Origin of the sequence: Pseudomonas sp. GW456-L13 (assembly GCF_017350115.1) — a bacterium.
Lineage (GTDB): Bacteria > Pseudomonadota > Gammaproteobacteria > Pseudomonadales > Pseudomonadaceae > Aquipseudomonas > Aquipseudomonas jessenii.
Window position 1 is genome coordinate 1,713,200 of the sequence record NZ_JACNAS010000001.1, and the last position, 26,108, is coordinate 1,739,307.

General features: G+C 61.3%; 16 protein-coding genes. 10 read left to right on the top strand and 6 right to left on the bottom strand.

Features of this window, described 5'->3' with window-relative positions; genetic code table 11:
• Nucleotides 1-36 precede the first annotated feature (36 nt).
• Nucleotides 37-9,456: a retention module-containing protein gene (locus tag J4D25_RS07805; protein WP_057715953.1), complete on the bottom strand. Its 9,420-nt coding sequence runs from the start codon at nucleotides 9,454-9,456 to the stop codon at nucleotides 37-39.
• 587 nt (nucleotides 9,457-10,043) lie between these two features.
• On the opposite strand from J4D25_RS07805, the gene J4D25_RS07810 reads away from it, so the two are divergent.
• From J4D25_RS07810 to J4D25_RS07820, 3 genes are read left to right on the top strand one after another with little or no spacing between them, the layout of a single operon-like run.
• Nucleotides 10,044-11,402, top strand: coding sequence for a TolC family outer membrane protein (locus tag J4D25_RS07810; protein ID WP_057716654.1), 1,359 nt, complete (start codon nucleotides 10,044-10,046; stop codon nucleotides 11,400-11,402).
• Nucleotides 11,403-11,418: 16 nt separating this feature from the next.
• Nucleotides 11,419-13,578 (top strand): type I secretion system permease/ATPase, encoded by a 2,160-nt coding sequence (locus J4D25_RS07815; RefSeq protein WP_057715954.1) that lies wholly within the window; start codon nucleotides 11,419-11,421, stop codon nucleotides 13,576-13,578.
• A 9-nt stretch (nucleotides 13,579-13,587) separates the two neighbouring features.
• On the top strand, nucleotides 13,588-14,943 hold the full coding sequence (locus tag J4D25_RS07820) for an HlyD family type I secretion periplasmic adaptor subunit (RefSeq protein ID WP_057715955.1): 1,356 nt from the start codon (nucleotides 13,588-13,590) through the stop codon (nucleotides 14,941-14,943).
• 144 nt (nucleotides 14,944-15,087) lie between these two features.
• Here J4D25_RS07820 and J4D25_RS07825 read toward each other — a convergent pair whose 3' ends face one another.
• Together J4D25_RS07825 and J4D25_RS07830 are read right to left on the bottom strand one after the other, a co-directional pair.
• Nucleotides 15,088-15,684, bottom strand: coding sequence for a tRNA-uridine aminocarboxypropyltransferase (locus J4D25_RS07825; RefSeq protein WP_057715956.1), 597 nt, complete (start codon nucleotides 15,682-15,684; stop codon nucleotides 15,088-15,090).
• Between the two features lie 5 nt (nucleotides 15,685-15,689).
• Complete coding sequence (locus J4D25_RS07830; protein ID WP_007972518.1) at nucleotides 15,690-16,583, bottom strand: LysR family transcriptional regulator; 894 nt, start codon at nucleotides 16,581-16,583, stop codon at nucleotides 15,690-15,692.
• A 348-nt stretch (nucleotides 16,584-16,931) separates the two neighbouring features.
• Here J4D25_RS07830 and speB point away from each other — a divergent pair, with 348 nt between their 5' ends.
• The 6 genes from speB to J4D25_RS07860 all read left to right on the top strand — a co-directional run bounded on the left by speB (nucleotide 16,932) and on the right by J4D25_RS07860 (nucleotide 22,565).
• Complete coding sequence (speB, locus tag J4D25_RS07835) at nucleotides 16,932-17,882, top strand: agmatinase (protein ID WP_007984912.1); 951 nt, start codon at nucleotides 16,932-16,934, stop codon at nucleotides 17,880-17,882.
• 9 nt (nucleotides 17,883-17,891) lie between these two features.
• Complete coding sequence (locus tag J4D25_RS07840) at nucleotides 17,892-18,314, top strand: nuclear transport factor 2 family protein (RefSeq protein ID WP_057715957.1); 423 nt, start codon at nucleotides 17,892-17,894, stop codon at nucleotides 18,312-18,314.
• A 55-nt stretch (nucleotides 18,315-18,369) separates the two neighbouring features.
• Nucleotides 18,370-19,881, top strand: a complete 1,512-nt coding sequence (locus J4D25_RS07845) for a cytosine permease (RefSeq protein WP_057715958.1) — start codon at nucleotides 18,370-18,372, stop codon at nucleotides 19,879-19,881.
• A gap of 172 nt (nucleotides 19,882-20,053) precedes the next feature.
• The gene (locus J4D25_RS07850; protein WP_057715959.1) at nucleotides 20,054-21,433 is read left to right on the top strand and encodes a sodium:solute symporter; all 1,380 of its coding nucleotides are present in this window, start codon (nucleotides 20,054-20,056) and stop codon (nucleotides 21,431-21,433) included.
• Between the two features lie 84 nt (nucleotides 21,434-21,517).
• Nucleotides 21,518-22,243, top strand: coding sequence for an MBL fold metallo-hydrolase (locus J4D25_RS07855; RefSeq protein WP_057715960.1), 726 nt, complete (start codon nucleotides 21,518-21,520; stop codon nucleotides 22,241-22,243).
• A 70-nt stretch (nucleotides 22,244-22,313) separates the two neighbouring features.
• The gene (locus J4D25_RS07860) at nucleotides 22,314-22,565 is read left to right on the top strand and encodes a phosphopantetheine-binding protein (protein WP_057715961.1); all 252 of its coding nucleotides are present in this window, start codon (nucleotides 22,314-22,316) and stop codon (nucleotides 22,563-22,565) included.
• 87 nt (nucleotides 22,566-22,652) lie between these two features.
• Here J4D25_RS07860 and J4D25_RS26955 read toward each other — a convergent pair whose 3' ends face one another.
• Entirely contained in the window at nucleotides 22,653-22,781 is a 129-nt protein-coding gene (locus J4D25_RS26955; protein WP_007972508.1) for a PA1414 family protein, read from the bottom strand.
• Nucleotides 22,782-22,916: 135 nt separating this feature from the next.
• Entirely contained in the window at nucleotides 22,917-23,810 is an 894-nt protein-coding gene (locus tag J4D25_RS07865; RefSeq protein ID WP_057715962.1) for a LysR family transcriptional regulator, read from the bottom strand.
• Nucleotides 23,811-23,914: 104 nt separating this feature from the next.
• Between J4D25_RS07865 and J4D25_RS07870 the strand changes: the two genes are divergently transcribed.
• Nucleotides 23,915-25,096, top strand: a complete 1,182-nt coding sequence (locus J4D25_RS07870) for an MFS transporter (protein WP_057715963.1) — start codon at nucleotides 23,915-23,917, stop codon at nucleotides 25,094-25,096.
• On the opposite strand, the gene J4D25_RS07875 is transcribed toward J4D25_RS07870, so the two are convergent.
• Nucleotides 25,041-25,973, bottom strand: coding sequence for a DMT family transporter (locus J4D25_RS07875; protein ID WP_057715964.1), 933 nt, complete (start codon nucleotides 25,971-25,973; stop codon nucleotides 25,041-25,043). The genes J4D25_RS07870 and J4D25_RS07875 overlap by 56 nt on opposite strands.
• Between the last annotated feature and the right edge of the window lie 135 nt (nucleotides 25,974-26,108).

Below are 26,108 nucleotides of genomic sequence, written 5' to 3' on the forward strand. Positions count from 1 at the left end.
TCACAGGGATGGCGGGTTCTTTAGCGGGTTTTCAGGTCACACGGTATCCACCTTCAACGAATGATCGTTGAGCATGCCGTTAATAATGGTCCCCGTGTCATGCCCACCCGCGATCACCCCACCCGCGCCTGGCGTTACACCGTATTGACTGGCGAGGTCGACGCCGGCCAGGTCAATGGTCTGGTTCGGCGCGGCACCGGCCATGGCGCTGACGTCGATGCTGGTCACTGTCGACGGCCCGCTGCCGGTGACGGTGAAGTGCAGGTAATCATCCAGCGAAGCCGTGGTGCCGCTTTCCCCTTGCAGCAGTTGCGACAGGTCGAGTTTGTCGGTGCCGGGCGTGAAGTCAGTGATCACGTCATGGCCACTGTTGCCCTTGAACCACTGGAAGGTATCGCCCCCCGCCCCTCCGGTCAGGGTGTTATTGCCCAGGCCACCAATCAGCAAGTCATCGCCGCTCCCGCCGCTGAGGATGTCGTTGCCAAGGCCGCCATTGATCGTGTTGTTAGTGTTGTCGCCGGTCAGGGTGTCGTTGAAATTCGAGCCGATGAGGTTTTCGATACCGGTCAGGGTGTCAGTGCCGGCACCGAGAGTGTTTTGCCCACCCGACAGGCTGAGGCCGACCGTCACCCCAGCCGTGGCGTGGGCGTAACTGGCCGTGTCGATACCCGTGCCGCCATCAAGGATGTCATTGCCCTGGCCGCTGAAGAGCAGATCATTGCCGGCGCCACCATGCAGCTCGTTGTTGCCGGAACCGGCAGTGAGCACATCGTTGCCGTCGCCGGCATTGATGATGTTGTTGCCCGCGCCCGCCACCAGTACGTCATCCCCGCTGGTACCGGTGAGGGTATGGCCGTCCTGATAGCTGATGGTCAGGTTGGCCGAGTCGCTGCCGCCGTGGTTGTCGTTGGCGGTGTAGGTGCCGTGGTAGTCCGTAGTGACTTCGTGTGCTCCGGCGTAGTTGACGGACATGGTCAGTTCGTAATTTTCTGCCCCATTCTTATTGCCGCCACTGGAGTTGGCGATGTTGGTCACGTGGATCTGGTAAGTGCCATCGGCGCCTGCGGTGATGGTGTCACCATCGGCGATGCTTACGAACGCCCCACCGTTGAGCGAATACTCCATCGTGATGTGCCCGGCATCCAGGTTGTGATTGAGGTTGAGTGTCTCTCCTTGATTCAGCTTGACCGTGATGAAGTCTTCATTGTTGCCATTGGAGTTGTTCGCTGCGCCAAGATAGCCACTGACCACCAGCAGCGCCGTCATGGTCGCCGCGTTGGCCGCAAAGGCGTTGCGCACGTTGGCCAGATTCTGGTTGCCGGGGTTGTTGTTTTCGCCGGCGAAGCTGATCGCGCCGGTGCCGGTGAAGTCCGCGCCTTTCACGACCCAGCCGGTGTTGAACGAGGTCGGTGTCGCCGAAAGTTGGTCGCCATTGGGGTCGGTGTCGTTGGCCAGCAACAGTTCGCCCGGCACCACGATGGTGCCCGAGAGCACGTTGGTGATGACGTGGTCGTCCACCGCCACCGGAGGCGCGTTGGGGATCACTTTCACGGTCAGCGTCGAGCTGGCGAGGTCGCCATCGTTGTCGCTGGCGGTGAAACCGATGTTCTCGGTGATCACCACCGCAGTGGTTTTCTGCGAGGTGTAGTTGTAATCGCCAGTGTCAAGGTTGATCACCAACGTGCCGCCGTTGTTGGTGGCGATGCTCACCGTGTTGTTCACGGTGTTGAAGGTGCCGTGGTTGGTGCCACCGCTTGACGTCAACGAACCCTGGCCGCTGAGGGCGTTTGGATCGTAAGTGTAGGTAGTGCCGTCGACCACGATGGATTTGATGAAACCGCCATCAGCGCCGAACGTGCCGCCCTCACCCAGCAACGAACCGGTGACCGGTGAGCCGACCACGGTGCCGGACAGCACCGAGTTGAGTTGGTTGAGGTCAGTGACCACCACCGCATTGGTGTTGGTGTGGCTGATGCCGTCGTAGGCCAGCGGATCGAGGTTGGCGTTGCTCACGCCACTGCCCAGGCCGATCGCGTAGTTCTTGATGTTGTTGGCATCGAGGAAGGCTTTCAGCGCGGTTTCGTCGGCGGTGCCGATTTCCTGGCCGGTGGTGGGCTTGCCGTCGGAGAAGAAGTAGCCGACGTTTTGCGCACCGGTCAGTTTGCCCGAGGTGTTGAACGCGGCCTGCATGGTCACCACGGCCGCGTCGTAGTTGGTCCCGCCGTTCGCGGTGAGGCTGGCCAGCAGCGTCTTGGCGGTCGCGACATCGACCCACACAGAGGTCATGTCGGTAGCGCTGCTGCTGAAGGTGACGAGCTGCACTTTCACATCGCCGAGGTCATCGTATTTATCCAGCAAGGCACTGATGGCCTGCTTGGCCAGGGCCAGGCGCGACAGGCCCGACACGCCGGATGGGTCCGCCATGCTGCCGGAGACGTCGAGCACGATCAGCAGGTTGGAATCGATTTCCACCGCCGCCACCGAGCGATCCGTTGCCACCGCCTTGGGCACGTCATCGACAATGTTGACCACGATGGTGCTGGTGCTGCTGTTGCCCAGCGCATCGGTCGCTTTGTAGGTGAAGCTTTCACTCAGGCTGTTCGGCCCGTCGTTGGCATTCGGCAAGGTTTTCGGAGCCGAGGTCAGGGTGTAGGTATAGCTGCCGTCGGGATTGATCAGGATCTTTCCGTAGGTGCCTGTCGCGCTGCCGACCAGGGTGTAGGTGAGCGCGCCGCTGGCACCCGAGACCGAACCGACCAGGGTCCCGGACGCGGTTTCGCCAGTGTTGCCCGGGTCGCTGCCGGTGACCGTACCGGCGACCAGGTCCAGCCCGTCCTTGCTCAGGTCGAGGGCTTTTTCGTAGACCGTCACGTCGCTATCGGGGTTGGCCTTGATCGTGCTGCTGGCGACGTCGATGGTGATGGTGGTGGTGCTTTCATCGCCATCGGCATCACGCACGGTGTAGGTGAACGTGTCAGTGGCGCCCGGATCGCCGACGGAATCCTGGTTGCTGTGATACACCGCGTTGCCGTTGGCATCGAGGGTCAGGTAGCCATAGGTGCCGTTGATCTGGTTACCCAGTCCGCCGACGGCCGAGGTCGAGGTGTTGCCGCCGGCACGCACGCCGACCACCGTCGCCGGACCATCGGCGCCGCTGGCGTCATTGCCCAGCACACTGATGTTGACGGTGCCGCCCTCCACTACCGACGACGAGTCAGGTTTGGCGCTCGGCAAGTCATCGATGATGTTGACGTTGATCTGCCCGGTCGCCGTGTCGCCATTGCTGTCGGTAGCGACGACGTTGAAGTTCTCGGTCAGGCTGTTGGCGCCGTTGGCGGTTGGATGGGCTTCGTTATCGTTGAGGGTGTAGCTGTAGCTGATTACCCCGGTCGCCGGGTTGTAATCGGTGATGGTCAGGGTGCTGCCCAGTAGCGTAACGGCCGTTTGCGGGAAACCGGCGGCCACGCCTCCGCTGACGACAGTGATGCCGCCCACGGTCAGGGTCGTTACGCCGTCCAGTGCGGTGACGGTGAAGGTGCCGCTCTGGGTCAGGGCCGATGCGTTGGGGTTGCTGCCGTCGCCGAGATTTTTTTCGTAGACCGTCAGCTCACCGCCATACACGTTGAGGCCGTCGAGGGTCACCGGATCGTCGTTGTTGTAGACGTTGAGCACCAGGTTGGCGGTGCTGCTGTCGCCGTCCGAATCGGTGATTGTGTAGGTGAAGGTTTCGGTGCCGTCGCCACCGCCGTGCAATGCCTGGAAGTCGGCATCGCTGGTGTTCAGGGTGTAGGTGTAAGTGCCGTTGGCATTCAGTACCAGGGTGCCGTAGGTGCCGGTGAAGGTGCCGGGGGTGATGGGTCCGGCGTTTTCGCCGATCGTCACGCGGTCCGCGCCTTGCACGTCGTTGCTCAGCACGTTGCCGTTGAGGGTCAGCAGGGTTTCCGAAGCCGTTGATGCATTGCTGTCGTACACGCCTTTCGGCAGGTCGTCGACGATGTTCACGTCGAGAGAACCGGTGGCAGTGGTGCCGTTGTCGTCGACCACAGTCACCGCGAACTGCTCAGGCAGGGTGTTGGCACCGTTGGCGGTTGGGTGCGCTTCGTTATCGTTCAGGGTGTAGCTGTAGCTCACCACGCCGGTCGCCGCGTTGAACCCGGTGATGGTCAGGGTGCTGCCCAACGGCGTGACGGCGGTTTGCGGGAAGCCGGCGGCCACGCCAGCGGTGACCACGGCGATGCCGCCGACAGTCAGGGTCGTCACGCCGTCGAGTGCAGTGACGGTGAAAGTACCGCTCTGGGTCAGGGCCGACGCGTTGGGGTTGCTGCCGTCGCCGAGATTTTTTTCGTAGACCGTCAGCTCACCGCCATACACGTTGAGGCCGTCGAGGGTCACCGGATTGTCGTTGTTGGAGACGTTGAGCACCAGGTAGGCAGTACGGCTGTCGCCGTCCGAATCGGTGATTGTGTAGGTGAAGGTTTCGGTGCCGTCGCCACCACCGTGCAGGGCTTTGAAGTCGGCATCGCTGGTGTTGAGGGTGTAGGTGTAAGTGCCGTTGGCATTCAGCACCAGGGTGCCGTAGGTGCCGGTGAAGGTACCAGGAGTAATCGGGCCGGCGTTTTCGCCTAGCGGCACGCGGTCGGCGCCTTGCACGTCGTTGGTCAGCACGTTGCCGTTGAGGGTCAGCAGGGTTTCCGAAGCCGTTGATGCATTGCTGTCGTCCACGCCTTTCGGCAGGTCGTCGACGATGTTCACGTCGAGGCTCCCCGTGGCGGTCGTGCCGTTGTCATCGACCACGGTCACAGCGAACTGCTCAGGCAGGGTGTTGGCACCGTTGGCGGTTGGGTGCGCCTCGTTATCGTTCAAGGTGTAGCTGTAGCTGATTACCCCGGTCGCCGCGTTGAACCCGGTAATGGTCAGGGTGCTGCCCAGCGGGGTGGTGATCGATTGCGGGAAGCCGGCGGCCACGCCAGCGGTGACCACGGCGATGCCGCCGACAGTCAGGGTCGTTACACCGTCGAGTGCAGTGACGGTGAAGGTGCCGCTCTGGGTCAGGGCCGACGCGTTGGGGTTGCTGCCGTCGCCGAGATTTTTTTCGTAGACCGTCAGCTCACCGCCATACACGTTGAGGCCGTCGAGGGTCACCGGATTGTCGTTGTTGGAGACGTTGAGCACCAGGTAGGCGGTACGGCTGTCGCCGTCCGAATCGGTGATTGTGTAGGTGAAGGTTTCGGTGCCGTCGCCACCACCGTGCAGGGCTTTGAAGTCGGCATCGCTGGTGTTGAGGGTGTAGGTGTAAGTGCCGTTGGCATTCAGCACCAGAGTGCCGTAGGTGCCGGTGAAGGTACCGGGAGTAATCGGGCCGGCGTTTTCGCCGAGCGGCACGCGGTCGGCGCCTTGCACGTCGTTGGTCAGCACGTTGCCGTTGAGGGTCAGCAGGGTTTCCGAAGCCGTTGATGCATTGCTGTCGTCCACGCCCTTCGGCAAGTCATCGACGATGTTGACGTTGATCTGCCCGGTTGCACTGTCGCCATCGCTGTCGGTAGCGACGACGTTGAAGTTCTCGGTCAGGCTGTTGGCGCCGTTGGCGGTCGGGTGCGCTTCATTGTCGTTCAGGGTGTAGCTGTAACTCACCACGCCAGTGGCGGCGTTGAACCCGGTAATGGTCAAGGTGCTGCCCAACGGCGTGACGGCGGTTTGCGGGAAGCCTGCGGCCACACCACCGCTGACGACAGTGATGCCGCCCACGGTCAGGGTCGTTACGCCGTCCAGTGCGGTGACGGTGAAAGTACCGCTCTGGGTCAGGGCCGATGCGTTGGGGTTGCTGCCGTCGCCGAGATTTTTTTCGTAGACCGTCAGCTCACCGCCATACACGTTGAGGCCGTTGAGGGTCACCGGATCGTTGTTGTTGTAGACGTTGAGCACCAGGTTGGCGGTGCTGCTGTCGCCGTCCGAATCGGTGATTGTGTAGGTGAAGGTTTCGGTGCCGTCGCCACCGCCGTGCAGGGCTTTGAAATCGGCATCGCTAGTGTTGAGGGTGTAGGTGTATGTGCCATTGGCATTCAGCACCAGGGTGCCGTAGGTGCCGGTGAAGGTACCGGGGGTGATCGGGCCGGCGTTTTCGCCGAGCGTCACCCGGTCCGCGCCCTGCACGTCGTTGCTCAGCACGTTGCCGTTGAGGGTCAGCTGGGTTTCCGAGGCGATATTGGCGTTGCTGTCGTTCACACCGTTGGGCAGGTCGTCGACGATGTTCACGTCGAGTGAACCGGTAGCAGTGGTGCCGTTGTCGTCGACCACAGTCACGGAGAACTGCTCGGGCAATGTGTTGGCGCCGTTGGCAGTTGGGTGGGCTTCGTTATCGACCAGCGTGTAGCTGTAGCTGACCACGCCGGTTACCGCATTGAACCCGGTGATGGTCAGGGTGCTGCCCAGCGGCGTAGTGATCGATTGCGGGAAGCCGGCGGCCACGCCAGCGGTGACTACGGCGATGCCGCCCACGGTCAGGGTGGTTACGCCATCCAGCGCGGTGACGGTGAAGGTACCGTCCTGGGTCAGGGCCGGTGTATCCGGGTTGCTGCCGTCGCTGAGGTTTTTCTCGAAGACGGTCAACTCACCGCCCTCAGTATTCAAACCGCCAATCGTGATCGGGTCATCGTTGTTGTGGATTTGCAGCACCAGGTTGGCGGTGCTGCTGTCGCCATCGGCGTCTGTCAGCGTATAGGCGAAGGTTTCCGTGCCATTGCCGCCGCCGTGCAACGCCTGGAAGTCGGCATCGCTGGTGTTGAGGGTGTAGGTGTAAGTGCCGTTGGCATTCAGCACCAAAGTGCCGTAGGTGCCGGTGAAGGTGCCGGGGGTGATCGGGCCGGCGTTTTCGCCGAGCGGCACGCGGTCTGCGCCTTGCACGTCGTTGCTCAGCACGTTGCCGTTGAGCGTCAGCAGGGTTTCCGAGGCGGTGCCATTGTTGTCGCCCACGGCGCTGGGCAGGTCGTCAACGATGTTCACGTCCAGTGAACCGGTGGCAGTGGTGCCGTTGTCGTCGACCACGGTCACGGCGAACTGCTCGGGCAATGTGTTGGCGCCGTTGGCAGTTGGGTGGGCTTCGTTATCGACCAGCGTGTAGCTGTAACTGACCACGCCGGTTACCGCATTGAACCCGGTGATGGTCAGGGTGCTGCCCAATGGAGTGGTGATCGATTGCGGGAAACCGGCGGCCACGCCAGCGGTGACCACGGCAATGCCGCCGACGGTCAGGGTGGTTACACCGTCGAGGGCGGTGACAGTGAAGGTGCCGTTCTGGGTCAGGGCAGTGGCATCCGGTGCGCTGCCGTCGCCGAGGTTTTTCTCGAAAACGGTCAACTCACCGCCCTCAGTATTCAAACCGCCAATCGTGATCGGGTCATCGTTGTTGTGGATTTGCAGCACCAGGTTGGCGGTGCTGGTGTCGCCATCGGCGTCTGTCAGCGTATAGGCGAAGGTTTCCGTGCCATTGCCTCCACCGTGCAACGCCTGGAAGTCGGCATCGCTGGTGTTGAGGGTGTAGGTGTAAGTGCCGTTGGCATTCAGCACCAGGGTGCCGTAGGTGCCGGTGAAGGTACCGGGAGTGATCGGGCCGGCGTTTTCGCCGAGCGTCACGCGGTCAGCGCCTTGCACGTCGTTGCTCAGCACGTTGCCGTTGAGCGTGAGCAGGGTTTCCGAGGCGGTGCCATTGCTGTCGCCCACGGCGTTGGGCAGGTCGTCGACGATGTTCACGTCGAGAGAACCGGTGGCAGTGGTGCCGTTGTCGTCGACCACGGTCACGGAGAACTGCTCGGGCAATGTATTGGCGCCGGCGGCGGTTGGGTGGGCTTCGTTATCGACCAGCGTGTAGCTGTAGCTGACCACGCCGGTCGCCGCGTTGAACCCGGTGATGGTCAGGGTGCTGCCCAGCGGGGTGGTGATCGATTGCGGGAAGCCGGCGGCCACGCCAGCGGTGACCACGGCGATGCCGCCGACAGTCAGGGTCGTCACGCCGTCGAGTGCAGTGACGGTGAAAGTACCGCTCTGGGTCAGGGCCGGTGTATCCGGGTTGCTGCCGTCGCTGAGGTTTTTCTCGAAGACGGTCAACTCACCGCCCTCAGTATTCAAACCACCAATCGTGATCGGGTCATCGTTGTTGTGGATCTGCAGTACCAGGTTGGCGGTACTGGTGTCGCCATCGGCGTCTGTCAGCGTATAGGTGAAGGTTTCGGTGCCATTGCCGCCGCCGTGCAACGCCTTGAAGTCGGCATCGCTGGTGTTGAGGGTGTAGGTGTAAGTGCCGTTGGCATTCAGCACCAGGGTGCCGTAGGTGCCGGTGAAGGTACCGGGAGTGATCGGGCCGGCGTTTTCGCCGAGCGTCACGCGGTCAGCGCCTTGCACGTCGTTGCTCAGCACGTTGCCGTTGAGCGTGAGCAGGGTTTCCGAGGCGGTGCCATTGTTGTCATCGACTGCTTGCGGCACGTCGTCGATGATGCTGATATCCAGCGTACCGGTAACGCTGTCGCCATTGCTGTCGCTGGCCACCACGGTGACGTGTTCGGCAAGACTATTGGCACCCTCGCCGCTTGCGTGGGTTTCGGCACGGTTGAGGGTGTAGCTGTAACTGACCACGCCCGTGGCCGGGTCGTAACCGGTGATGGTCAAGGTACTGCCCAGAGGTGAGGTGATCGATTGCGGAAAACCTGCCGCCACACCGCCGCTGATCAAGTTGATTGCGCCGATGCTGAGGCTGGTCAGCCCGTCTGGCGCATTGATGGTGAAGGTGCCGCTTCGCGTCAGCGAAACTTCGTTCCTCGCCGAACCGTCGGCCAGGTTGGCTTCATTGACAGTCCGCTCGCCGTTCTGCTCCGACAGGTCGACGAAGGTGACCGGATTGTTCGGCACCTGCGGCGGCACCACAGGGGCTTCGTCCGCTACAGCGATGTCCGGATTTACGTTAAGTCGTTCTTCGGGAAATTCGGGAATGCCATTGAACCCAACAGTGGGGAAGCCGATGACCGGATCGACTCGCCCGCCCACTTCTTCGAGCATGACAAAACTATGGCCACTGCCCGGGATGCCGCCCGGTACTCCGGTAGTCGTGGCAGGCCCGGCAGCGGTGGCTTCAGCGGTTTGGGTCGGGTCGTCGCCCGCCGCAATGGCTTTTTGCAGCTGCTCGACATCGGTCAGTTGCGCTTCGCTCGGTGTCATCGCTTCGGGTGAGTCGATATGGGGAATCTGATTGGCGAGCAACTGCGGCGTCATCTGCATGCTGCTGTCGCGCCCGAGGGTCAGTTCCTGGCCATTTTGCAGATGTACCGCCACCGCGCCTTCAGCGCCGGTGCTCAGTCGGTCGCCAGCGAACAGCCGGTCCCCCTCGACCAAAGCACGCCGGGTGCCGTCGCTCGCAACCGCGAACACCTGACCGATGACCTTACTGACGATTCCGATGAGCGTTGCCATGTGCACTTCCTCCGCCGCCAACCGCTGTCGGCACCTTGATTGCGCGAAGAACGTGCTCATGGCCCGAGCGGGTTGTCTGGCGGATCGTGTTCCGGGTGCCGGTTTACTTGAGTAAGCCGTGGCCCCGGCAACGATCTCGCCCAGCCAGTCGCTCACGGCGCTGTTTACGATTTCGGGAAAATCCCTCTGCAATCAATGGCATCGGATCCCTGTTCGCAACAACGTTGCCTGTGAGCGATGCGTAACGATCTCGAAGCACTCAAGTGACAAAAAACCGTCGCCACAAGATCGCTCGCATCCCTCCCCTCCAGCACTTCTCCGCTCTATTTCGATAAGTGGATTGGAACTTTCCTAAAACCCTGATGAGCGCCCTAGAGCCCATAAAACAAGGGCTTTCTAATTGAACAATGTGCTGGATTTTGCAGAGCGCATAAGTTTTTTTTGGCATATCCGTTATGAAAAAAATTTCTTGGCTACGCTCCAGAATGTTCTTAGCTCTTTTGTTAAAGATGTGAAACAACTTTACCGGTAAATTTCGTCAAATAATTGGCGACAGACAAGCACCATCAGGAATCAGGGAGATGTACATGCGCCTATTAACCCCCGTCTGCAGCGCGGTTCTTTTGGCCATGGCCTGCTCGTCCCAAGCGCAGGCCATAACGCTGACCGAAGCGATCCAGAGCACCATTGCGACCCACCCGGAACTGGCATCCCGGGTGGACAGCCGACTGTCGGCGGATGAGGACGTGAAGGTCGCCAAAGGGGGCTTTTATCCATCGGTTGATTTGAACGCCGCCTACGGGCGCGGGTACAGCGATAACACCAATACCCGGGCGTTCGGCAATCACCACACCGAAATTCTCAATTACACCCAGTCGGAATTGCGCCTGCGGCAAATGCTCTTCGACGGGTTCAACACTTCCAATGAAGTCGAACGCACCAAAGGCGTGGTCAACTCGCGAGCCTATTACGCTCAGGGTACGGCTCAGGATCTGGCCCTGCGCACCACCGAGGTTTACCTCGAAGTCCTCAAGCGCCGCGAACTGGTGACCCTGGCCAAGAACAACCTGCAAGCGCACTTGCGGGTCAACGACCAGATCGGCCTGCGCACCCAGCGCGGCGTGGGCAGCAACGCCGATGCCGACCAGTCCAGCGCTCGCCGGGCACTGGCGGAAAACAACCTCGACACCGCCGAAGTCGATTTGGCCGATGCCGAGTCGAACTTCTATGCCGTTGTGGGACGCATGCCCGATGAACTCGAAACCCCGCCGTCGATTCGCGGCGAAGTCCCCACTACCCTGCCCGAAGCCCAGCAGAGCATGGTGGAAAACAACCCTTACCTGAAATCCGCCCAGGCCGACGTGCAATCGGCCGAAAGCCAGTACGAAGTCGCCAAGTCGCCGTTCTACCCTCGCTTCGACGCCGAAGCGGCGGTGGGCGCGAACAACAACCTGCAGGGTGAGGAAGGTCACGACAACGAATGGCGGGTCGGCGTGGTGATGAACTACAACCTGTTCCGCGGCGGCAGCGACAAGGCGCGCCTGGCCTCCGACTCGCACAAGATCAACCAGGCCATGGACATCCGCAACAATGCCCTGCGCCAGCTCAACGAGAACATTCACCTGGCCTGGAACGCCATGGTCAACGCCAAGAAACAAACCCCGACCGCCCGTGAATACGCCGACACCAGTAAGCGCGTGCGCGTCGCCTACCAGGATCAGTTCGGCCTCGGCCAACGGACCCTGCTGGACCTGCTCGACAGCGAAAACGAGCTCTACAACGCCAACCGTCGCTACACCGAAGTGCGCTACACCGAAGAGTTCTCGATGTACCGTGTCCTGGCGAACATGGGCCAGTTGCTGAGCAAGCAACGGGTCGTACTGCCCGCCGACGCGATCGCCCAGACCGAAGTGAAAAACGAAGCTCGTCTACCTGACATGAAGTAGTGCACGGGAGGGTTCAATGACCAGCATGGAACCCGGCAACACCGGTGTCGATCCGCGCCTGAGCTTCGATGACCCGCTTCTGGACGGTCTGTTGATCCTCTGCAAACTCCACGGCGCGACGGTCAGTCGCGCCAGCCTCAGTGCCGGGCTCCCCATGGCACACCAACGCCTGAGCCTGGACCTGCTGCCCCGTGCAGCGGCCCGGGCCGGTTTGCAGGCGCGCTTGCTGCGCCGAGACCTCAAAGACATCTCCTCGCTCAACCTGCCCGTGCTCCTGCTGCTCAACAACGGCCGCACGGCTGTGCTGCGTCGTTATGGCGAGGACGGCAAGGTGCTGATCCTGCCCAGCGAAGCCGACGGCGGCGAACAATGGCTCAGCCCAGAGGAGCTGGCCGAACACTACAGTGGCCAGGCATTGTTCGCCCGGCCACGTCACGAACTCGAAGACTTGCGATCGCCGCTGGTGCCCCGGGTCCAGGCCTGGTTTCGCGATACGCTGAAGCTGTCGAAATGGCTGTACAGCGATGCGATCCTGGCGAGCTTCCTGATCAACCTGCTGGGACTGATGGTGCCGCTGTTCGTGATGCAGACCTACGATCGCGTGGTGCCGAACCAGGCCACTTCGACCTTGTGGGTGCTGGCGATCGGTTTGCTGATCGGCACGGCTTTCGAACTGGTGCTGCGAGTTGTGCGCGCGCACTTGCTGGATACCGCCGGCAAGAAAACCGATGTGATCCTGTCGGCCACCCTGTTCGAGCGCATCACCGGCATGGCGATGAAAGCACGGCCGGCGACCATCGGTGGCTTCGCCCAAAGCATTCACGACTTTCAGGGCCTGCGGGAATTTCTCACCGCCGTGACCCTCACCAGCCTGATCGACCTGCCCTTCTGCCTGCTGATGCTGCTGGTGATCGGCCTGCTCGGTGGCTGGCTGGTGGTGATCCCGATGCTGGCGTTTCCCATCACCATCATCTTCGCCATGGTGATCCAGGTGCGCCTGCGCGATACCGTGCAAAAAAGCCTCAGCCTGGGCGCCGAACGCCAGGCACTGCTGATCGAAACCCTCAGCGGCCTGGAAACCCTCAAGGCCTGCAGCGCCGAAAGCGAACGCCAGCACAAATGGGAAAGCACCCACGGCGCCCTCACCCGCCTCGACAGCCACGCGCGCAACCTCTCGGCCCTGGCCACTAACGGCACGTTGTTCATCCAGCAACTGTCCGGCATGGCAATCATCGTCGCCGGGGTCTACAGCATCATCGCCGGCAACCTCAGCGTCGGAGCCCTGGTGGCCAGTTACATGCTCGGTAGCCGGGTACTTGCACCACTGGGTCAGATCGCCGGCCTGATCACCCGCTACCAGCAAGCGCAACTGACCATGAAAAGCACCGATGCGCTGATGGGGCTGCCCCAGGAGCGCGACGCCAGACAACGGCCACTGGAGCGCACCCAACTGCAAGGCGCACTGGATGTTGTCGGCGTAACCTTCCACTACAACGGCCAAAGTGCGCCTGCCCTGGCCAATGCCAGCTTCAGTGTGAAACCTGGCGAGCGCATCGGCATCATCGGCCGCAGCGGCTCAGGCAAAAGTACCCTGGCGCGACTGGTGATGGGCTTCTACGAACCGGATGAAGGCCAGTTGCTGCTCGATGGTCTGGACCTGCGGCAACTGGACGTCGCCGACCTGCGCCATCAAATCGGTTACGTCGCCCACGACCTGCCGCTTTTGGCCGGCAGCCTGCGCGACAACCTGACCCTCGGCGCGCGCTATATCAGCGACTCACGCATGCTCGAAGTGGCAGAGATGACCGGCGTTACCGAACTGGCCCGGCAACACCCGCAAGGCTTCGACCGGCCCGTGGGTGAACGCGGGCAACTGTTGTCCGGCGGCCAGCGCCAGGCCGTATTGATGGCCCGGGCGATGTTGCTCGACCCGCCCATCATGCTGCTCGACGAACCCACCAGCGCCATGGACAACAGCAGCGAAGACGTCCTGCGGCAAAAACTTCACGGATGGGTCCAGGGCAAAACCATCCTGCTGGTGACCCACCGCACCTCGATGCTGAGCCTGGTGGACCGGCTGGTGGTACTGGACAACGGACGGATCGTCGCCGACGGTCCGAAAGACGCGGTCATCGATGCACTGCGCAAGGGCCGTGTCGGCTCTGCGGCCGTCTAGGAGTCGCCCATGTCTGCCGATCAAGGTTCCCGTGGCTACTTCGACAGTTTCAACAAAAGTGCCGAAACCGAGTACATGCCGGAAACCGCCGGCGCCTCCTTGCAGGACTCACCGCGCTGGTCGCGGATCACCGTGTGGCTGGCGGCCGCGCTGTTGGTCAGTGCACTGGTCTGGGCCAAATTCGCCGTGTTGCAGGAAGTGACCATGGGCGAAGGCAAGGCGATTCCGTCAAGCAAGGTCCAGGTGATCCAGAACCTGGAGGGCGGCATCGTCACTGAAATTTTCGTCCGTGAAGGACAGATGGTGAACAAGGGCGACACCTTGCTGCGCCTGGATGACACCCGCTACCTGTCGAACAAGGGCGAAAGCGAAGCCGATCGCTTTGCCTTGACCGCGCAGGTCGAACGGCTTTCGGCCGAAGCCGAAGGCCGGCCGTTCAAGCTGTCGGAAGAAGTGATCGCCAAAGCCCCGCAAGTGGCTGAAGACGAGCGTTCGTTGTACGAACAGCGGCAACGGCGACTGGCCAGCGAGCAGCGCACCCTGAGCGAACAACTACGGCAAAAAACCCAGGAGTTAGCGGAGTTCCGCTCGAAACAGGGTCAATTCAGTTCAAGCCTGGCGTTGTTGCAACAAGAGATGAACATGTCCGCGCCGCTGGTGGGCACGGGGGCGGTGTCACCGGTGGAAATCCTGCGGCTCAAACGCAGCGCAGTGGAGATTCGCGGCTCATTGAACGCCACCACACTGGCGATTCCCCGGGCGGAATCGGCGATCAACGAAATCAAAAGCAAGATCGACGAGTCGGAGCAAACCTTCCGCTCGGAAGCCGCCAAAGAGCTGAACGAGAAACGCACTGACCTGTCGAAAATCACGGCCTCGAGCATCGCCATCGACGACCGCGTGACCCGCACCACCGTGGTCTCGCCAGTGCACGGCATCATCAAGGTGTTGAAGGTCAACACCATCGGCGGCGTGGTCCAGCCCGGCAGTGACATGGTGGAAATCGTGCCGCTGGAAGACAATCTGCTGATCGAAGCCAAGGTACGGCCACAGGACGTTGCGTTCCTGCATCCGGGCCAGAAAGCCATGGTCAAGTTCAGTGCCTACGACTACACCATTTACGGCGGCCTGAGCGCCAAGTTGGAGTTGATCGGCGCTGACACCATCACCGACGATAAGGGCAACAGCTTCTATCTGATTCAGGTGCGTACCGACAAAAACCATTTGGGCGGGGATGTGAAACCACTGCTGATCATCCCGGGGATGGTGGCGACGGTGGACATTATTACCGGGGAGAAAACGGTGCTGGATTATCTGCTCAAGCCGGTGTTGAAGGCGCGGACCGAGGCGATGCGGGAGCGGTAGGCAGTATCCCGAATCTGCAGTGACTGATCTGCCGTCATCGCGAGCAAGCTCGCTCCCACAGTGTCCGTGTCGTACACAAATCTGCGAACGCCACTGAACCTGTGGGAGCGAGCTTGCTCGCGATGAGGCCGGCAAGACCACCAATCATTTTTCAGAATGATTACGCTGGTAAACCTCCTCCCCCATCGCCGCAATCTGCCCCTCGATCAACGCTTCGAACGGTTTGAGCAATGGCGCAAAGGAAGTCGGCGCCTCAAGAGTTTCCAGCGCCTGCACAATCGCCTCCACCGTCGACAACGCCCCCGGTCCCGGTGCCTTGCGCAACCGATAGCGGGACACACCGCCCTCGGCCAGCGTCACCCTCGGCAACGCCGCCAGCAGCGGATTGAGGTGCAGCATCTTGCGTGCCTTGCGCCAGGTACCGTCCGGGACCACCAGCAGCAAGGGTTCGTCTGTCGCGGCACAAGCCTGCATCGGTTGGGCATCTTCGCCGGGGAACAGCAACCGCGCCCGATACCCCGACTGATTCAACAGCACCGGCAAATCCTCAAACACCTCGCCGACGATCAACTCGGCATTCTTCAACCCAAGCGCCGCCAGGCGCGCGGTGTTCAACGCATGATTCACTTCGCTCGGATGCTGCAACAACAGTACCCGGGTGCGGCTGTCGAGGCTGGGAATCAGCGGGCACAGGCAATGAGTTTGCGGGCGCAGACAACGCTGACATTGAATTCTGGACATCGTCTCTACGCCTGATTCAGTTGAGCTTTAAGCAAGTCGCGGAATGTCTGGATCAGCGGCTCGCGGCTACGGCCCCGACGCACGATCATCGAGAACGGCGCTTGATAACCGAAGGTCGCCGGCAGCAGCACCCGCAAGTCACCCTTGTCGGCCCAGGCCTGGGCGTAATGCTCCGGCAGGTAACCGATGTAGGCGCCGGACAGCACCAGGATCAACTGGGCCTCCATACTTTCTACCGTCGCGGCACTGTGCTTGAAACCGTGGCGCGCCAGTTCGGCCTGGCTCCAGTAGCCACGACCGACCATGCGCTGCTGGGTGATGACTTGCTCGGGAATGCGCCGCTCGTTGAACAGCGGATGCCGCGTGCTGCAATACAACCAGTGTTGTTCACGGTACAGCGGCATGTACACCAGGCCGCTCATGCGCGTGGAAAACGCACCGATGGCCAGGTCGAGACGGTTGTCCTGCACGCCGAGTTGCAATTCGTAAGGGCTCATCACCGACAGGTGCAAGTGCACGGCCGGGTGTTCCTGGCTGTAGGCGCCGATGGCTTCGGCGAACGGCAGGGCCTTGTCGCTGACGGTGGAGTCGATCACCCCCAGGTTCAAGGTACCGCGCAACTCGCCCTTGAGGGCGGCGGCGTACTGCTCGAAGCCTTCGAGTTCGCCCAACAGACGCAGGGTTTCCTGATGGAACAGCTCACCCTTGCTAGTCAGGCTGAAACCGCCACGGCCGCGATGGCACAGCACCAGGCCAAGGGCTGCTTCGAGCTGGCTCATGTAGGTGCTGATGGCCGACGTCGAGAGATTGAGCTCCTGCTGGGCGTTGGCGAACCCCTGATGGCGCACCACGCTGACGAAGATGCGCAATAGTTTCAGGTCGGGTAAAGCGTTGGCCATGGAAATGCTCCGATCTCGGGGTGACGCGCAATGCTCGATTCAATGCAAATCCTGGTGGGAGCGAGCTTGCTCGCGATGAGGGCGTAACAGCCAACATCAATGTTGACTGACCCACCGCTATCGCGAGCAAGCTCGCTCCCACCAGGTTTGTTCCCGGCATTGGGTTTTGCGTATGGGGTGAAGTCTAACGCCGCCACTTCCATTAGTTTAGAAAAATCTGAACTAAGTATTTGCCCGTAGCGATTCTTCCCGGCCACTACATTTCGCAGAATCGGCCCACAACGGTGCCCTTCCTTCCGTGAACGGCGCAACCGACATAAATAAAACAACGACGATGAGGCCCTACCCGTGGACAAGATTCTTCACCAACCACTGGGCGGCAACGAAATGCCGCGCTTCGGCGGCATCGCCACCATGATGCGACTCCCCCATTTGAATACCGCTGCCGGCCTGGACGCTGCCTTCGTAGGCGTGCCCCTGGACATCGGTACCTCCCTACGCCCCGGCACCCGCTTCGGGCCTCGCGAAATCCGCGCTGAATCGGTAATGATTCGCCCGTACAACATGGCCACCGGTGCCGCGCCGTTCGACTCGCTGTCGGTTGCCGACATTGGCGACATCGCGATCAACACCTTCAACCTGCTGGATGCCGTACGGATCATTGAAGAGTCCTACGACAACATCCTCGAACACGACGTGATCCCGCTGACCCTGGGCGGCGACCACACCATCACCCTGCCGATCCTGCGTGCCATCCATAAAAAGCACGGCAAGGTCGGCCTGGTGCACATCGATGCCCACGCCGATGTGAACGATCACATGTTCGGCGAGAAAATCGCCCACGGCACCACCTTCCGTCGCGCCGTTGAAGAAGGCCTGCTGGACCCGGACCGTGTCGTGCAGATCGGCCTGCGCGCCCAGGGCTACACCGCTGACGACTTCAACTGGAGCCGCAACCAGGGCTTCCGTGTGGTTCAGGCTGAAGAGTGCTGGCACAAATCGCTGGAGCCCTTGATGGCTGAAGTCCGCGAAAAAGTCGGCGGCGGTCCTGTTTACCTGAGCTTCGACATCGACGGCATCGACCCGGCCTGGGCACCTGGTACCGGCACCCCGGAAATCGGCGGTCTGACGACCATTCAGGCAATCGAGATCGTTCGTGGCTGCCAAGGCCTCGACCTGGTCGGTTGCGATCTGGTAGAAGTCTCGCCCGCTTACGACACCACCGGCAACACCTCGCTGCTGGCCGCCAACCTGCTGTACGAAATGCTCTGCGTACTGCCTGGCGTAGTCCACCGCTGAGGATCGGTCATGAGCGAACGTGATCAGGTTCTCAAAGCCGCCGCCGATCTGGTGTCCGCTTTTGCCCGTAACGATCGCGAAGCCTACTTCGGCGCGTTCAGCGCCGATGCCAGCTTCGTCTTCTACACCCTCGAACAGCCCCTGCTGTCGCGCGACGCCTATCAGGCGATGTGGGACGGCTGGCGCTCTGAGGATGGCTTCGAGGTGCTCTCGTGCACTTCAAGCAACGCTTTCGTCAGCCTGCAGGGTGACGTGGCGATTTTCATCCATGACGTGGCCACCGAGTTGCGCATGCAAGGGGAGCAACACTTCAGCCAGGAGCGCGAGACGATTGTTTTCAAGAAGCAAGCGTCTGGCCAAGAACAACAAGGCCTATGGCTGGCCTGCCACGAACATTTATCCGCGATGCCGGAAGGGCTGCCACCCCCTTAGCCAACACAGGTGACGCTCACGCACGATGAGCGCGCCTTTATGATCGGAGCTGATCATGAATAACAAAAACAACGAAAAAAGCCTTAGCAGCATCGAAACAAACGGGGTCGAACAGATCCCGGACAATGAGCGTGACGCCAAGCCCAGCGATCTGTTTCGCCTGATCTTCGGCGGCGCCAACACCTTTGCCACCGCCGTGCTCGGCAGTTTCCCGGTGCTGTTCGGCCTGTCCTTTCAGGCTGGCGTCTGGGCGATTGTGCTGGGCGTGGTACTCGGTGCGCTGATCCTGGCGCCGATGGGCCTGTTCGGCCCCATCAACGGCACCAACAACGCCGTCTCTTCCGGTGCGCACTTCGGCGTGCACGGGCGAATCGTCGGTTCGTTCCTGTCGCTGCTGACCGCTATCGCGTTTTTCTCGCTCTCGGTCTGGAGTTCGGGCGATGCGCTGGTGGGCGGTGCCAAACGCCTGATCGATCTACCGGAAACCGATCTGACCCTGGGCCTGGCCTACGGTCTGTTCGCGCTGCTGGTATTGACCGTGTGCATCTATGGTTTCCGCTTCATGCTGTGGGTCAACCGCATTGCGGTGTGGGCGGCCAGCCTGCTGTTCCTGCTGGGCGTTTTCGCTTTCGCCCCTGCATTCGACAGTCAGTACGCCGGCACCGTAGCCATGGGCCAGGCCGGATTCTGGGCTGCGTTCATCGGGGCAGCATTGGTGGCCATGAGCAACCCGATCTCCTTCGGTGCGTTCCTCGGTGACTGGTCGCGCTACATCCCTCGTGATACGCCCAAAGGCCGGATCATGCTGTCGGTGATTGCCGCGCAACTCGCCACGCTGATTCCGTTCCTGTTCGGCCTCGTCACCGCCACTATCGTAGCGGTCAAGGCACCGGACTACATCGCGGCCAACAACTACGTCGGCGGCCTGCTGGCGGTATCGCCGAGCTGGTTCTTCCTGCCGGTGTGCCTGATCGCGGTCATCGGCGGCATGTCCACCGGCACCACTTCGCTGTACGGCACCGGCCTGGACATGTCCAGCGTGTTCCCTCGGGTGCTGTCGCGGGTCAAGGCCACGTTGCTGATCGGTGTGATGTCGATTGCCTTTATCTTCATCGGGCGCTTCGCGGCCAACCTGGTGCAGAGCGTGTCGACCTTCGCCGTGCTGATCATCACCTGCACCACCCCGTGGATGGTGATCATGATCATCGGCCTGCTGGTGCGTCGCGGCTTCTACTGCCCGGATGACCTGCAAGTGTTCACCCGCGGCGAGAAAGGTGGCCGCTACTGGTTCACCCACGGCTGGAACTGGCGTGGCCTCGGTGCCTGGATCCCGAGCGCGGCCGTTGGCCTGTGCTTCGTGAACCTGCCGGGTCAGTTTGTCGGCCCGCTGGGTGAAATGGCCGGTGGTATCGACATCAGCCTGCCGGTGACCCTGGGCCTGGCATCGGTGGTGTACCTGGTTCTGCTGAGCCTGTTCCCGGAATCGAGCGCCGTGTTCGGTCCGAACGACCCTCGCAGCAAGAGCACGGATTCGCTCGCTAAACCGGCGATGCGTCAAGCCGCCTGATTCAACGCACTACCTGCGGTCAACACATTACCTGTGGGAGCGTGGCTTGCCCGCGATGAACGATAACGCGGTCTGCCTGGCGGACCGCGGCGCTCCCTTCGCGGGCAAGCAACGCTCCCACAGGGATTGATTTTCAGCCTCACATAAAAAAGACAATCGGAGACACGCCACAATGGCTTTGGATTTATTCGTCGTACTCATCTACGCCGCCGCGATGCTGATACTCGGCTACTACGGCATGCGCAAGGCCAAGACCAACGAAGACTTTTTGGTCGCCGGTCGTAACCTCGGCCCAAGCCTGTACATGGGCACCATGGCTGCCACCGTCCTGGGCGGCGCGTCCACCGTGGGCACCGTGCGTCTGGGCTACGTGCATGGCATCTCCGGCTTCTGGCTGTGTGCGGCCCTCGGTTGCGGGATCGTGGCGCTGAACCTGTTCCTCGCCAAACCGCTACTGAAACTGAAGATCTACACCGTTACCCAGGTCCTGGAAAAACGCTACAACCCGATGGCCCGCTCCGCGAGCGCGGTGATCATGCTGGCCTACGCGCTGATGATCGGCGTGACCTCGATCCTGGCGATCGGCACCGTGCTACAAGTGCTGTTCGGCCTGCCGTTCTGGATCTCGGTCCTGCTCGGCGGCGGCGTCGTGGTGATCTACTCGGCCATTGGCGGCATGTGGTCCCTGACCCTGACCGACATCGTTCAGTTCGTGATCAAGACTGTCGGCCTGATGTTCATCCTGTTGCCGATCTGCCTGTACCGCGTTGGCGGTTGGGATGAGTTGGTAATGAAACTGCCGGCGGCGAGCTTCAGCTTCACCACCATCGGCTGGGACACCATCATCACCTACTTCATGATCTACTTCTTCGGCATCCTGATCGGTCAGGACATCTGGCAACGGGTGTTCACCGTCAAGACCGCCAAAGTGGCTCAGGTTGCCGGTACCGCTGCCGGTATCTACTGCATCCTCTACGGCCTGGCCTGCGCCTTGATCGGCATGGCTGCACACGTACTGATCCCGGATCTCGACAACGTCAACAACGCCTTCGCTGCGATCGTGAAACTGTCCCTGCCGGACGGTATCCGTGGCCTGGTGATCGCTGCCGCACTGGCCGCCATGATGTCCACCGCCAGCGCCGGCCTGCTGGCCGCCGCCACCACCCTGACCGAAGACCTGCTGCCGAAACTGCGTGGCGGTAAACAGTCGAGCCTGGCGATCAACCGCCTGTTCACCCTGTTGACCGGCATCGTGGTACTGGGCATCGCTCTGATCGTGAACGACGTGATCAGCGCCCTGACCCTGGCCTACAACCTGTTGGTAGGCGGCATGCTGATCCCGCTGATGGGTGCGATCTTCTGGAAACGCGCTACCACCGCCGGCGCTATCGCCAGCATGGGCATGGGCTTCGCCACCGCGCTGCTGTTCATGTTCAAGGACGGTCTGGACGCCAACACCCCGATCTACTACAGCCTCGGTGTAGGCCTGGTGAGTTTCGTGGTGGTGAGCTTGATGTCCCGCCGCACGGCAGCAGTGGCCAGCGCTGCCTAAGCTGAACATAACGACTTGATGCTTTCTTCGACGAGTGTGGCGTCGGTTGCCACACTCGTTTTTTTTCGCCTGGAGAAAACGTTCATGAAGATTGTTTCTCGTGACCAGTGGTTCGAGGTGAAACCGCTCAGTGACGGCATCCGCCTGATCCACGAGCCGTACATCCGCCCCTTCTACCGCTGCAACCTCTGGTACATCCAGGGCCGTGATAAAGACCTGCTGCTGGACAGCGGCTCGGGCCTGGTCAGTCTGCGCGAGCAACTGCCGTGGATCACCGAACGGCCGCTGGTGGCTGTTGCCAGCCACTGCCATTTCGATCACATCGCCGGTCATCACGAATTCGCTGAACGGCTGGTGCATCCGGCCGAGGCGGACATTCTCGCGGCACCCGATGGCAACAACGACCTGAGCAAAGCCTTTGTCGGCGACGACATGTTCGAGGCGCACCCCGATTGCCCGCTGTGCTACGCCGAATACCGGGTCAAGGCCGCACCGGCCACGGGGTTTGTCGAAGATGGCGATGTGCTGGACCTGGGCAATCGGGTGTTGCAGGTCGTGCACACACCGGGACACTCGCCCGGTGGCATCTGCCTGTACGAAGCCGCCACAGAGACCTTGTTCAGCGGCGACATCATCTACGACGGCCCGCTAATCGAAGACGCCTACCACTCCAATCTCGATGACTACGCCCGCAGCCTGCAACGTTTGCGCACGCTATCGATCCGCACGGTGCATGGCGGGCACTTCGGCAGCTTTTCCGGGGAGCATTTGCGTAGCATGATCGACCAATGGCAGCGCTCACACGGCTAAAGCCTGCTGTACTCAACGGCAGGAACTGCATCGGCAGGGAGAACTGCACCCACCTCGTCGAAGAACGATCATGAAAGAAGCTGCCCTTCGTGCTGTCGTACATCGCTACATCAGTCGCCTGCTGGAAGGCCGGGATGACTTCGACGACAACGCCAGCCTGGCGCAGTTGGGATTGGATAAAAAAGATATCGAAGAACTGATCTTCCATCTGGAAGATGAACTGGGTGTCACGGCGTTTACCGTGGAAGAAGACCGGATGCTCAAGACCGCCAGGACGGTGAATGATTTAAGCCGGTTCTTGCTGGAGATCGGGCGGTACTAAGTCTGGTAATCAAACGTACACGAAGCGGCAAGGGAGCTTGCTCCCTCGCCACGGGAAAACCTTTCACCTGTCAGATGCTATCTGCCATTACCGGCGCCGCTGCTGGCGCCGACGTTGTTCGTCGTCAGTACGAACAGGCACGGGTTGCAGAGGCGGCTCGATCAAACCGAGAGCAACGCCCAAGTCATGCAGCCAGTTTTGGATTTTCTCTTTCATGATGCCCCCTTCAGGGTAGTGCCGAGCGGCCAAAGTACTGTAGCCCCTTCGTACAGATAATAGTCCGAAGTCCTACGCAATGCTCGCGCAAAGTCACAATGATCTGTTACTGAATCCATCAAAATCAGCCTGCGTTCAGGCAATGTCCTGCGCCCGTACATGTGCCGGTGGAAAAACCACCTGTTGCTGCTCGATCCAGGCATTCAGGTTGGCCCCGACCATGCCCTTGCGCCACATCAGCCAGGTGGTAGCACTGGCGAACGGTTCGGCCAAAGGATGTACGGCCACACTCTCACGGCCCGGCAGACTGGCGAGCATCGACTCCGACATCAGCGCCACACCGGAACCGGCAATTACACACGCCAACATTCCCGGATAGGACTCGATCTCCATCGCCCGGCCCATGGCCGCATGATCATGGGCGAACCAGGCTTCCAGGCGCATGCGGTAGGAGCAGCCCTGGCGAAAGGTGAACACCGAACGACCTTGCACATCCAGCGCGCTGCGCACGGGCGGATGGTCGGCCTCGCTGATCAGCACCAGGCGCTCGTCGCACAAGGGCACCCCGTCAAGTCCAGCCAGTTCCAGCGGGCCATCCACCAGCGCCGCATCGAGTCGACCGGTGAGCAGGCCTTCGAGCAGTTCACCGCTGGGGCCGGATTGTACTTGCAGGTTCACCGCCGGATACAAACGGTGGTAATGCGCCAATAGCCCCGGAAGGTGAATCGCCGCCGTGCTGTACATGGTTCCGAGCACGAAGTCTCCCGCCGGTTGCCCGCCCTGCACCGCCGCGCTGGCTTCATCGCGCAAGGCAAACAGCCTGGCGGTGTAGTCCAGCAGGACTTTTCCCGCAGGCGACAACTGCAAGCGCTGACGTTCGCGCAGGAACAGTTCGACACCCAATTGCTCTTCCAGCTGTTTGAGCCGGGTCGACAGGTTCGACGGAACTCGATGTAGCCGTTCGGCGGCACGGGTTATGGATCCTTCCTCTGCCACCGCCTGGAAGATGCGCAATTGGCTGAACTCCACGACTTTCTCCAAAAAAGAACAAGTTACTCACTATTATTCATTTTTAAAGAAAGTCAATCAGTCCTAGCCTGACGGTCATTGATCCTCCAGACGGACTCCAGACCATGTCTCCCCTGATCCGCTTATCCGCCAGCTTCGTTGCCCTGATGATGGCCATGGGCATCGGCCGTTTTGCCCTGACACCACAACTGCCGCACCTGCTCAGCGAAGGCCAGATCGACCTGACTGCCGCCGGGCTGATCGCCGCCGCCAACTACCTCGGTTATTTCATCGGTGCAGTGGATGCCATGTTTTCCCGGCGTCCGGCACAAGTGCGCCGACGCTTGTTTGGCGGATTGTGGCTGTGCGTGCTGCTGACCCTGGCGTCGTTCTGGGCCAATGGTTTCTGGTCGCACCTGTTGCTTCGCTTCGGCACCGGCGTAGCCAGCGCCTGGGTGTTGGTGATGATTACCGCCCTGAGCCAACCCCTCGCGGCAGCGGCCGGTCGTCCTCGGCTCGGAGCCCTGGTCTTCGCCGGACCCGGTTTGGGAATTTTTCTGACAGGTCTGTTGGCCTTGGGCTCGAATCTGCTGGGCCAGACTTCTGCCACCTTGTGGCTGGTGTACGCCGCCACGGGGCTGGCGATGCTGCTGGGGATCCTGCCGTTCCTGCCACAACCGAGTGTCACCGCGACTGCTGCACCCAGCGCCAGCGCCTCGGGCAATCAAGGCATCGGGCGTCTTGGCTGGATCTATGCCTTGTACGGATTGGGCTACATCATTCCCGCGACCTTTTTGTCGCAAATGGCCAACGCGCAATTCCATGGTCAATGGCAGGCTGACCTGTTCTGGCCATGCTTTGGCCTGGCGGCGGCAACCGGTGTGGTGCTGGTGAGTCTGCGTCGGCAAAAACCTGGCGCCACGGGTCACTGGCTGATGGCGACGTTATGGCTGCAAGCCGCTGGCGTCTTCGCCTGCCTGCTGGGCAACGGTCCAGGCCTGGCGTTGGGTGTGATCCTGTGCGGCACGCCGTTCCTGGCCTGCATGCAACTGGTGATGCAACGCTCCCGGGAACTGGCGCCCCATGCCACCCAGCGCAATGCCGGCCTGCTGACAGCCTGCTTTGCCGTGGGCCAGCTCAGCGGGCCATTGCTGGCGGCGCTGAGTAGTCATTTCAGTGGCGGTTTACAGCCGGCACTGGTGGTCGCCGGCTGCGGCTTGTTGATCGCCGGCGGTCTATTGCTCGCGCCGGTCAATGCTGCCCGAGGGCTTTGCGCAAACGACGGCGCAACCACTGCTCGGCGCTGACAAAAGTGATGCCCGCCAATACCAGCACGGCACCGATGACGAAGTTCAGGCTCAGTTCCTCGCCGAGCAGTACCACACCGAAGGTGACGCCGAACAACGGCGTCATGAACGAAAACACCGCAAGGTTGGCCGCCAGGTAACGGCGCAGTAGCCAGAACCAGACCAGGTAACTGAAGAACGACACGACCACGCCCTGAAACAGCACACTGGCCACCGCCACATGGGTCAGGCTGACATGGGTGATCTGGCCGCTGAGCAGCGCAATCAACAACAAGCCGAAGAAGCCGACAATCAACTGATAGAACAGCGTCAGGGTCACCGGTGCTTCCGACAGGCGCGAGGCGCGCACCACCACCGTGGTCGCGCCCCAGGCGGCACCCGCCAGCACACCCAAGGCATCGCCCATCAACATGCGGTAATCAAGGTTGTCCCAGGACACCCCGCCGGCAAACGCGATGGCAATCCCGATAAACGCCAGGACAATCCCCAGCCATTGCAAGGGCCGCAATCGCTCACTGGGCAGCAACCAGTGCACTCCCAAGGCGGTGAAAATCGGCGCGGTGTAAAGGAACACCGACATGTGCGCCGCCGTGGTCAGTTGCAGGCCTTCGGAAATGAAGAAGAACTCCAGGCCGAACAAGGCACCGGCCAACAGACCGCCGCGCCAGGTCGTACCCACCTGGTTCCAGCCGCCCTTCCAGCAGATCAGCAGCCCGACCAGCAACGCCGACATACCGGAACGTCCGGCCGCCTGCATCACCGGCGCGATATCGGCCGCTGCCCACTTGATCATCACCTGCTGCACACCCCAGATCAGGCACAACCCGACCATCACTTGCAGGGCAAACCCGTCGGCGCTGCGCCGGGTGGCGCTCACCGGAACACCTCGAAGACACAATCCATGGCAAAGACTCGGCAGAAAAAAAACAAAGCCCCGGCCTTCTCGTTGAAAAGAAAACACCGGGGCGAAGAATCATGTTGTCGATTATTAACCAGAAGGCCAGAAAATGCC